The sequence below is a fragment of the Pseudogracilibacillus sp. SO30301A genome, from assembly GCF_037072025.1.
Lineage (GTDB): Bacteria > Bacillota > Bacilli > Bacillales > Amphibacillaceae > Pseudogracilibacillus.
In genome coordinates this window covers 1-6,268 of the sequence record NZ_JAXHDD010000100.1, presented here as the reverse complement: position 1 = coordinate 6,268, position 6,268 = coordinate 1, and the positions used below count along the sequence as shown (strand labels likewise).

The window sequence follows — 6,268 nt, the reverse complement described above, 5'->3', positions numbered from 1 at the left end:
ATTATCTATTTTGGATAAAACTAAAAATTAGTAACCCATTTTTATAATTATTTGTCATTTAATTGCGGAGGAACCTGTGGATAACATTAGTTATCCACAGGTTCGAAATGTAGGATTATAGATTATTTAAAGGTACGCTAAGATAATTTGTTGATAGCATTTAATAAAAAGCATATCTAATAATGTAAAAACTTTAGATATTTCCCAGGAAATAATCATTTATTGTCAAAGTTTAGCTTCATTATCATTTGGGAGTATAAAATTGGATTAGTTGATATTTATCTGTAATAATTTATAATTCTCTTAACTTATATTCTTTACAAAAAGAACAGTAATCACGGAATCTGCTATTTAATTAATTGTTTGTTAAAATGTAAATCAGAAAAAGGTTTCAAAAAGGAGAATTATAATAATGGCAAACATTCATATACCCGTTTCAGTTTTAGATCTTGGACCTCTTCGAAAAGGCGAAAGTATAAAACAAGCGATTGATTCCATGGTTAATTTGGCGCAAGCGACTGAGGAAATGGGGTATACACGTTATTGGATTTCTGAACACCATAATACCGCTTCTTTAATAAGTTCAGCTACGTCTATATTGATTAAACATATATTAGAACATACTGAAAAAATTAGAGTTGGAGCTGGTGGGATAATGTTACCTAATCACGCTCCTTTAGTTGTAGCAGAACAATTTGGAACGATGGCAAACATTTATCCTAATCGTTTAGATTTGGGCTTAGGGCGAGCTCCAGGTACAGATATGTTAACTGCAAGTGCACTTAGAAGATCTCATAATGAGGATTCTGTATATTCTTTTCCAAAAGATATCCAGGAGCTCTTGCAATACTTCGGGTCAGCGAAAGATCAAGGACATGTAAAAGCAAATGTAGCTATTAATACAAATGTACCACTTTATATATTAGGTTCTTCTCCAAACTCAGCATATTTAGCAGCTGAACTAGGATTACCATATTTATTTGCTTCCCACTTCGCGCCAAGATATATGGAAGAAGCAATTTCCATATATCGTAAAGAATTCAAACCATCTCATTATTTAGATTCTCCGCATATGACGGCATGTCTTAATGTAATTGCTGCAGAAAGTGATAAAGAAGCAAAAAGGGAGTTAACAACATTACAGCAATTTTTCCTAAATGTTGTCCGAGGAGACCAGGAACCATTAGTACCGCCTGTTGATAATATGGATGAACTTTGGAGTCCACAAGAAAAGGCAGCAGTTTCATCGATGATTAGTGTGACTTTCTCTGGAGACAAGGATTCTACTCGTAAACAATTGACGAATTTTCAGGAAAAATACAATGTTGATGAAATCATGGCTGTCACGTATATCTACGATCAAGAAAAACAAAAACGTTCTTACGAAATATTTAAAGACGTTGCTGAGGGGAAATAATCCTTTTAACTGAATACTTCTCTACCAGCTGTTTTGCATATGGAGTTGCGTCCACAAGAAAATTCGCTGTATTTGCGGTTCGCTTTTGCTCTTTAAAACATGAATAACCTTGGCAATTCCAACTAAATGAAATTGCCAAGATTAAATAATGCAGTATTTGGAACATAGACAAACTAATTAGCATTAAATATAGTGTAGTATCCTTTTATAAGATACCCAGCTGTGCAAAAAGAGCAACAAGAATTTGGAGCATAACTTGTAAGGAAATTGCTACGTCTGTGTCAGTAGTAGTAACATCAATTTCGCGACAGTTCTCAATGACAAGTTTTTGCCTGTTTGCTTGCCTGATTTGAGACATTTCTAGAAGTTCTTGTGTGACTTTTTCTGCACGGCTGCTATCTGCTATTGTAATATTGATAACGACAGCGATGGCAACCTGTAATGCTGCCTGTAAAGAAGCGGCAACTTTCGTATCTGTGGTTTCTACAGTGATCTCGCAAGAATCTCTAATAATGATAGTTTCATTGGAAGATTGGTCGATTTCTGAATACTGGTCTGCGTCATTGATATCATTATTCGAATCGTTTTTACATGCTCTTCCTACTGGGTGCTCTGAATCCCTATCTAGTGCCACCCACCGATTACTGTACTTATAATCATAGTCGTAATCGTAATCATACATATTTTATCCCTCCTATATATTCATTAAATGCACCGAAGCAGTTATTTGAGTGCGCTAATTTACCAATCAATTCAACCATTTAATCAACTGCTCACTCTTCCGCTTGTTTATTTCTATTCAAGAAAAGTTCCCTAAGAGGACTTTCAACTTTCTTTTTCACTTCATCTTCAGTGACTGTCTTTGTAGCATTCTTTTCGTATAAGAATTCTTCTACTTGTTCTTTAAGTTTTGCAACTGATTGCTTTAGTGATTCACGTTGCTCATCTGTAATGTTAGATTTTGCTTCTTCTAAATCAATGTTATTTTTAGAGAATATATTGCTAATAAAAATTTCTACCATTTGGTTGGATAGGTTATATAGCTCCTTTTTATTATCATTATCTTTCACCAACCATTCACCTCCTTTTTGCCACTACTATAATTTATTCGCAGTAAAAGGAAATGAAAGGGCGGACAACTTAAAATAAGGAAATAAGAGTGAGATCTGATTAATTTATCAGTAAAAATGAATCCGTCTTGCTCCACCAATCTTTGATAGCTTTTCTAGTGTTGGAAAAGAAACTTTATATAACCCGTTTTCTCTTTCCACCTTAAAGTTTTAATTATTGAAGCTACACCACATACAACAAAACGTTTTCGCTTTCTGTTTTTTCTTTTTCGATTTTACTGTCCGAATCGTTTGATTGACAATAGGTGAAGGAAATGGCTCATCCGAATAGCGTTTAAGTACTTTCGAAGTAGCTGTTTGGAGTTCATCAAAACCTAAAAGCCAATTCGAAAAAGCGGTATTTATCGCTGTCATCTTACGGTACATTGCCATTTTCTCTTTGTCAGTTTTTGAAGCTCTAGCTTAACTGTGTTCGTTTGCAAGTTGCTCAACTCCTGCTATAACATAAAGAGGAACGTTTGTACCGTTTTTAACATTAATTTCATGCATATCTCAAGAAAAAATAATTTCAAATACGAAGTGGTACAAACCTTCGTTTTTTATACCACTCCATATTGGCCCTCACTTTCATCCCACGTCTAAAGACAATGGGCTTTCCCGTTCGGAAAATCTGTAAGTACGGTACCATTTCTTGTAGTACTTCTTCGGGAAGTGCCTTTTTAATCATTGGAAAAATAATTCGTGCTTCTTTTCGCACATGTGCTTTAAGAATAAAGCTTAATTCTTGCATCGTATGAATCTCGATCTCTGTAGATGAACTTATCTTATTGATTTTATCCACAATTTTCCAATAGTATTTCAATTATTTTTGGTTGCTCAATCGAGGCGTTTAAAATTTTTCAATAAAAAATAGATAACCATTAATTAAATAGGTTATCTATTTTTTACATATAGTTTAATTTTTAAGTAGCATTCTCGGTTGTTTGTTAAATAAGTAATAGATAATAATAATGCAAATAATCATCGCTGGAATCATGTACGAACAGTTATAAATAAAGGAGTATAGCCAAGCCGGTTGTCCTTCAGGTACTGAGTCGGCAAAGAATATAAATCCTGCAAAGAAATGGGCAAGAAAACGTAATGAACCGCCGACAAGAATCCCTGCAATTATAAACTTAAATAACTCTTTTTTATTCTGTTGTTTTACAGCCTGTTGAACAGATTTTGCAAAAATCCCCGCAAAGCCTAGTACAGTAAATGCAAGTCCATATTCAATTAATCCTTGCCAAAAATTAAGAATATACGCATCTCCTACTGCAATCTGCAATATACCCCATAAGAACCCTGAAAGGATTCCGCCTTTTATACCCCAACGAAAAGCCAGTATGAACACAGGAATCATTGCTAATGAAATAGAACCACCAGCTGGCCAAAGTTTAAACTTTAAAAAAGGAATAATATCTAATAGCAATGCTAAAGCTGTTAGAATGGCAACTTCAATAAAAAATAAAGTACGGTTCGAGCTCATTAATTTAACACTCCCCCAAATTTTTAATGCAAAAAAGCAATTCTACGGGGAGCTTGATGGGTATCCGTTTAGATTGACTAATTTTTCCCATAAAAAAACTACATCCCTACGCTAGTATTAACTAACAGGTTCGAAGGGTAAGAACAAATTGTTCACTCTCAGCCGAATGGCTCCCCCTGTAGACATTATAATTTCTGCTTTTTCATTATCATATCTTATTTTAGCTCATTTCAAGTTTTGATTCAAACTTACTGGGAAAATATTCAATAGTGACACTGTATAACAATCAACAAGTTAATTAATCTGTGATAAGATGTGAACAAATAAAAAGATGGAATAATAATCATCAAAAGCAAAGGGATGGAATATAAATGGGAAAAAGGATAAATATGACCGGCGACGAACGTAGAAAATATATTATTGATTTGCTTAAGCAAAACGATAAACCACTAACTGGAAAGATGCTTGCGGAAAAAACAGGTGTAAGCAGGCAAGTAATCGTAACAGATATTGCTTTACTTAGAACAAGTGAAGAACCGATCATTGCGACTAGTCGAGGATATTTGTATTATCAACAGAAAACTCAGAATGACACATTTCGCAAAGTGATTGTTTGTAAACATACACCTGAGGAAACGAAGAAAGAGCTTGAACTTATGGTAGACTGCGGTGTTACCGTCGTAGATGTGATTGTAGAACATCCTTTTTATGGCGAATTGATCGGCTCTCTTATGGTGAAAAGTAGATATGAAGTAGAACAGTTTGTTCAGAGCTTTTCACAAAATAATGCTGCTCCACTATTAATTTTAACCGGGGGTATTCATTTACATACAATAGAATCAGATTCACAAGAAAAAATTGATGCTGCTTGTAACGCTTTAAAAAAAGCAGGCATTTTAGTAACTGACAATATTTAAGACACGTTATACCAGAGGTGGTTTGGTGAAAAGATTTGTAGTTTCTATTATCGCGATAATCGTTTGCTTGATTGTATTTTTAACTGTGGCTCAAGATCCAATGATTACATTAGAAGCGGATGTTGGAAAAAGTTCACATAACCTGGTCCCAACAAATCCGCAGCGAGAAAATATAACTACAACGATGAAACAATTAGAGGGAGAAACTGAAGCTAGTATGGATAAAAATGAAGTTGATGACATATCCAAAATAATTAAAAAAATGACTTTGGATGAAAAAATCGGTCAGCTTATTATTGGTGGAATTACCGGTACAATTTTGACTAATCAATCAAAGAAATTGATTCATACGTATAAATTAGGCGGTTTTATTTTATTTTCAGCTAACTTAGAAGAACCGAATCAGTCATTAAACTTATCAAATGATTTAAAAATTGAAAATAAACAGAACAACATACCGCTATTGCTTAGTGTGGATCAAGAAGGTGGCACCGTTACGAGATTACCAAATTTATACGATTTGCAAACAAACGAAGAAATTGGTCTGAAAAACGATAAGGAATTTGCTCGAAAAACAGGTGAAGTATTGGGAAGGCAAGTAAAAGCTTTTGGTTTTCAAGTAAATTTTGCCCCAGTAATAGATGTGAATAACAATCCAAATAATCCTGTAATTGGAGATCGCTCATTTGGAAGTAATCCTCAACTGGTGGGAGAACTCGGGGTTGAAGTGATGCAAGGAATGCAAGCAGAACAAGTAATTCCTGTTATCAAACATTTTCCAGGTCTTGGGGATACGCATATTGATTCCCATGAAGAATTGCCTGTAATAGATAAAAATATGGATGAATTAGAAGCTATTGAATTAGTCCCTTTTAAGACTGCGATTGATGCAGGCGCTGACGTAGTGATGACGGCGCATATTAAGCTACCTCAAATAGGAGACGATCCAGCTACACTTTCATATGAAATAATTACTGGTATTCTTAGGGAAGAACTTCATTTTGATGGCGTCATCATGACGGATGATTTAACAATGGGTGCTATCTCTAATAATTATAAAATAGGAGAAGCAGCAGTTCATGCTATAAAAGCAGGGGTAGACATTGTTTTAGTAGCCCATAATTATGAGAACATAACAGCTGTTTTTGAACAGATAAAAGCATCTGTTCTAGCTGGTGAGATAACAGAAAGTCGCATAGAAGAAAGCGTAAAAAGAATTTTATTATTAAAAGAAGAATACGAAATAGTGGATACAGTTATAGAAGAAATTAACGTGGATGTTTTAAACAAAGAAATTGTCGAATTATATGAGTAAAAGTCAATAGGAACATAAAAA

8 protein-coding genes and 1 riboswitch are annotated in these 6,268 nt (G+C 34.2%); of the genes, 3 read left to right on the top strand and 5 right to left on the bottom strand.

Annotation, left to right across the window (positions count from 1 at the left end):
* Positions 1-412 precede the first annotated feature (412 nt).
* The gene (locus tag SPD89_RS22285) at positions 413-1,417 is read left to right on the top strand and encodes an LLM class flavin-dependent oxidoreductase (protein WP_336264142.1); all 1,005 of its coding nucleotides are present in this window, start codon (positions 413-415) and stop codon (positions 1,415-1,417) included.
* Between the two features lie 205 nt (positions 1,418-1,622).
* Here the strand turns inward: SPD89_RS22285 and SPD89_RS22280 are convergent, their stop codons facing one another.
* From SPD89_RS22280 to thiT, 5 genes are all read right to left on the bottom strand, one after another.
* Complete coding sequence (locus SPD89_RS22280) at positions 1,623-2,051, bottom strand: spore coat protein (protein WP_336264141.1); 429 nt, start codon at positions 2,049-2,051, stop codon at positions 1,623-1,625.
* 139 nt (positions 2,052-2,190) lie between these two features.
* Complete coding sequence (locus SPD89_RS22275) at positions 2,191-2,490, bottom strand: spore coat protein (protein ID WP_336264139.1); 300 nt, start codon at positions 2,488-2,490, stop codon at positions 2,191-2,193.
* Positions 2,491-2,697: 207 nt separating this feature from the next.
* Positions 2,698-2,913: a hypothetical protein gene (locus SPD89_RS22270; RefSeq protein ID WP_336264137.1), complete on the bottom strand. Its 216-nt coding sequence runs from the start codon at positions 2,911-2,913 to the stop codon at positions 2,698-2,700.
* Positions 2,914-3,055: 142 nt separating this feature from the next.
* Positions 3,056-3,277 carry a hypothetical protein gene (locus SPD89_RS22265; RefSeq protein ID WP_336264135.1) on the bottom strand — a complete coding sequence of 74 codons (222 nt, stop codon included), beginning with the start codon at positions 3,275-3,277 and terminating at the stop codon, positions 3,056-3,058.
* Positions 3,278-3,442: 165 nt separating this feature from the next.
* Positions 3,443-4,015 (bottom strand): energy-coupled thiamine transporter ThiT, encoded by a 573-nt coding sequence (thiT, locus tag SPD89_RS22260; RefSeq protein WP_336264134.1) that lies wholly within the window; start codon positions 4,013-4,015, stop codon positions 3,443-3,445.
* A gap of 86 nt (positions 4,016-4,101) precedes the next feature.
* Positions 4,102-4,202: riboswitch (TPP riboswitch) on the bottom strand.
* Positions 4,203-4,386: 184 nt separating this feature from the next.
* Here thiT and SPD89_RS22255 point away from each other — a divergent pair.
* Complete coding sequence (locus SPD89_RS22255) at positions 4,387-4,932, top strand: transcription repressor NadR (RefSeq protein WP_336264133.1); 546 nt, start codon at positions 4,387-4,389, stop codon at positions 4,930-4,932.
* A gap of 25 nt (positions 4,933-4,957) precedes the next feature.
* Positions 4,958-6,247: a beta-N-acetylhexosaminidase gene (gene nagZ / locus SPD89_RS22250; RefSeq protein ID WP_336264132.1), complete on the top strand. Its 1,290-nt coding sequence runs from the start codon at positions 4,958-4,960 to the stop codon at positions 6,245-6,247.
* The last annotated feature ends 21 nt before the right edge of the window (positions 6,248-6,268 follow it).

What these genes read in the sequence shown, in the direction of transcription:
- SPD89_RS22285 (WP_336264142.1), top strand. Translation starts at nt 413, where the DNA reads ATGGCAAACATTCATATACCCGTTTCAGTTTTAGATCTTGGACCTCTT.
- SPD89_RS22270 (WP_336264137.1), bottom strand. Translation starts at nt 2,913, where the DNA reads ATGTACCGTAAGATGACAGCGATAAATACCGCTTTTTCGAATTGGCTT.
- SPD89_RS22265 (WP_336264135.1), bottom strand. Translation starts at nt 3,277, where the DNA reads ATGCAAGAATTAAGCTTTATTCTTAAAGCACATGTGCGAAAAGAAGCA.
- thiT (WP_336264134.1), bottom strand. Translation starts at nt 4,015, where the DNA reads ATGAGCTCGAACCGTACTTTATTTTTTATTGAAGTTGCCATTCTAACA.
- SPD89_RS22255 (WP_336264133.1), top strand. Translation starts at nt 4,387, where the DNA reads ATGGGAAAAAGGATAAATATGACCGGCGACGAACGTAGAAAATATATT.